This window comes from Candidatus Streptomyces philanthi (genome assembly GCF_059553635.1).
This window is the reverse complement of the sequence record NZ_JCANQV010000488.1, coordinates 1-2688: the sequence shown is the minus strand read 5'-3', so window position 1 is coordinate 2688 and position 2688 is coordinate 1. Positions and strand designations below refer to the sequence as shown.

The following is a 2688-nucleotide window of genomic DNA, read 5'->3' as shown; positions in this document are numbered from 1 at the left end:
AGGGCGTCCTGTCCGGGGACGGCGGGGTAGTTGAGTTCGAGGTTGACGCGGCCGTCGGGGGGCGGGGGTTCGGCGAGGGCGGGGCCGGGGTGGTGCGGGGCGGCGGCGCGGACGAAGGTGCCGCGGCCGACCTCGCCGGTGGTCAGGCCGCGGCGGGCCAGTTCGCGGTAGACGCGGGTGGCGGTGGAGGGGGCGATGTGGTGGGCGCGGGCGAAGGCGCGCTGGGTGGGGAGCCGGTCGCCGGGACGCAGCCGCCCGGCGGCGATCTCGTCCGCGATGCCGTCGGCGAACCCCCGGTAGTCGTCCGCGTGCATGTGCCCTCCCCCGGTCGAGGCGTTCTCGACATTGCACCGAGTTCAATTCCCGCTATTGCACCGGGATTCTGGCCTTCCTAGCATCGAGCCGTCAAGGGCATCCGCCCCCAACCCACGGAAGAACGAGGCGAGTTGTGCCGACCTCCGCGAACACCCCGCAGACCGCCGCCGTCGCGGACGGCGTCACCCTCGCCTTCGAGGACCGCGGCGACGGGACACCGCTGCTGCTCGTCCACGGCCACCCCTTCGACCGCACCCTCTGGGCCCCGCAGCTCACGGCGTTCGGAACGCCCGGCTCCGGTGTCCGGGTGATCGCCCCGGACCTGCGGGGCTACGGCGCCTCGACGGTGACGCCCGGCACGGTGCCCCTGGAGACCTTCGCCCGCGATCTCGCCGCCCTGCTCGACACCCTGCTGCCGGACGGGGAACGGGTCGTGGTCTGCGGGCTGTCGATGGGCGGGCAGATCGCGCTGGAGTTCGCCCGGCTGTTCCCCGGGCGGCTGCGCGCCCTCGCCCTCGTCGCGACCTCCCCGTACCCGGAGACCGACGAGGGCCGGCGCGCCCGCCGCGCCATGGCCGGCCGGCTGCTGCGGGAGGGCATGGCCGGCTACGCGGACGAGGTGCTGGACGCGATGATCGCGCCGTACAACGTCACCGCCCTGCCGCGGACCGCCGAACGGGTGCGCGCGATGATGCGCGCGACCCCGCCCGAGGGCGCCGCCGCCGCGCTGCGCGGGCGCGCCGAACGCCCCGACCACACCGCCTTGCTGCCGCGCATCACGGTTCCGGCCCTGGTGGTCGCCGGGCAGGACGATCCGTTCACCCCGCCCGCCGAGGCCCGGGAGTGGTCGCGGCTGCTGCCCGACGCCGGCCTCACCGTGGTCGAGGGCGCCGCCCATCTGCCGAACCTGGAGCGCCCCCGGGCGTTCGACGCGGCGCTGGGCGGGCTGCTGGAACGGGCCCGCCGCGCGTGACGGCCCGTGGCGCACCGTGCGCGCGGCGCGTCCGGTAGGGTGCGGGGCATGCACGCGCATCTCCTGCCGACCATGAACTGGTGGTGGACCGCTCACACGGCGGCCCACTGATTCGCGCGCACCACTGAACTTCGCGAAGGCCGCCCGAGGGGCGGCCTTCGGGGTTTCCGCGGCCGTTCCCTCCCCTCTGGAAGGAACCCCCGTGGAAGGAACACCCGTGGCACAGTCCCCGTCCGCCGCCGCCCTCGTCCGCCGGCTGCTGGCCCCCGGCTGCCCTCCGTTCGCCCTGCTGCGCCGCCGCACCCCGGGCCGGGAGGCGGACGCCGCCGCCCGCGTCGAGGTGCTGATCGGCGAGGTGACCGAGGTGGAGCGGCTGGCGGACATCCCGCTCGGTGAGGGCGCCCCGGGCACGCCGGTGACCGACGCGCTGGCGCTCGTCCCGTTCCGGCAGATCCGCGAGCGCGGCTTCCGGGCCCCCGACGACGGCACCCCGCTGGCCGTCCTGCGTCCCCGGGAATGCCACGAGGTCCCCCTGGAGGAGCTGCTCGCCGCGCTGCCCGCGCACGCCGTGCGGGTGGCGGACGGGGGCTTCGACGTGGACGACGCGGCGTACGCGGAGACCGTCCGGCGGGTCGTGCGGGACGAGATCGGCACCGGCGAGGGCGCGAACTTCGTGATCCGCCGCACCTTCGAGGGACGGATCGCGGACTTCTCGGCGGCGGACGCGCTCGCCCTGTTCCGGCGGCTGCTCGTCGGGGAGCGGGGGGCGTACTGGACGTACGTCGTGCACCGGCCGGGTCTGCACACCCTGGTCGGGGCCAGCCCCGAGGTCCATGTGCGGATGACCGGCCACACGGTCGTGATGAACCCGATCAGCGGGACGTACCGCTACCCCGAGGGCGGTCCGACCGCCGAGGGCCTGCTGGCGTTCCTGGGCGACCGCAAGGAGGTGGAGGAGCTGTCCATGGTCGTCGACGAGGAGCTGAAGATGATGTGCGCCGTCGGCGACCGGGGCGGGGTGGTCGTCGGGCCGCGGCTGCGGGAGATGGCGCATCTCGCGCACACCGAGTACGAGCTGCGCGGGCGCTCCACGCTCGACGCCCGCGAGGTGCTGCGGGAGACGATGTTCGCGGCGACGGTCACCGGGTCGCCGGTGGAGAACGCCTGCCGGGTCATCGCCCGCCACGAGCCGGTGGGGCCGGACGGCCGGGGCCGCGGCTACTACGCGGGCGCGCTGGCGCTGTTCGGCCGGGACGCGGGCGGCGCCCAGGTGCTGGACTCGCCGATCCTCATCCGTACCGCGGACATCGCGGCGGACGGGCGGCTGCGGGTGCCGGTCGGGGCGACGCTGGTGCGCGCCTCCGACCCGTACGGCGAGGTCGCCGAGACGCACGCCAAGG

3 protein-coding genes are annotated in these 2688 nt (G+C 75.7%); 2 read left to right on the top strand and 1 reads right to left on the bottom strand.

Annotated features, from left to right (window positions below; translation table 11 throughout):
* Positions 1–314 (bottom strand): GntR family transcriptional regulator (locus AC51EU_RS29340; protein WP_496270128.1); only part of this gene is annotated, 314 nt, incomplete at its 3' end.
* Positions 315–448: 134 nt separating this feature from the next.
* Between AC51EU_RS29340 and AC51EU_RS29335 the strand changes: the two genes are divergently transcribed.
* The gene (locus tag AC51EU_RS29335; protein WP_496270127.1) at positions 449–1288 is read left to right on the top strand and encodes an alpha/beta fold hydrolase; all 840 of its coding nucleotides are present in this window, start codon (positions 449–451) and stop codon (positions 1286–1288) included.
* Positions 1289–1505: 217 nt separating this feature from the next.
* Positions 1506–2688 (top strand): chorismate-binding protein (locus AC51EU_RS29330; protein WP_496270126.1); only part of this gene is annotated, 1183 nt, incomplete at its 3' end.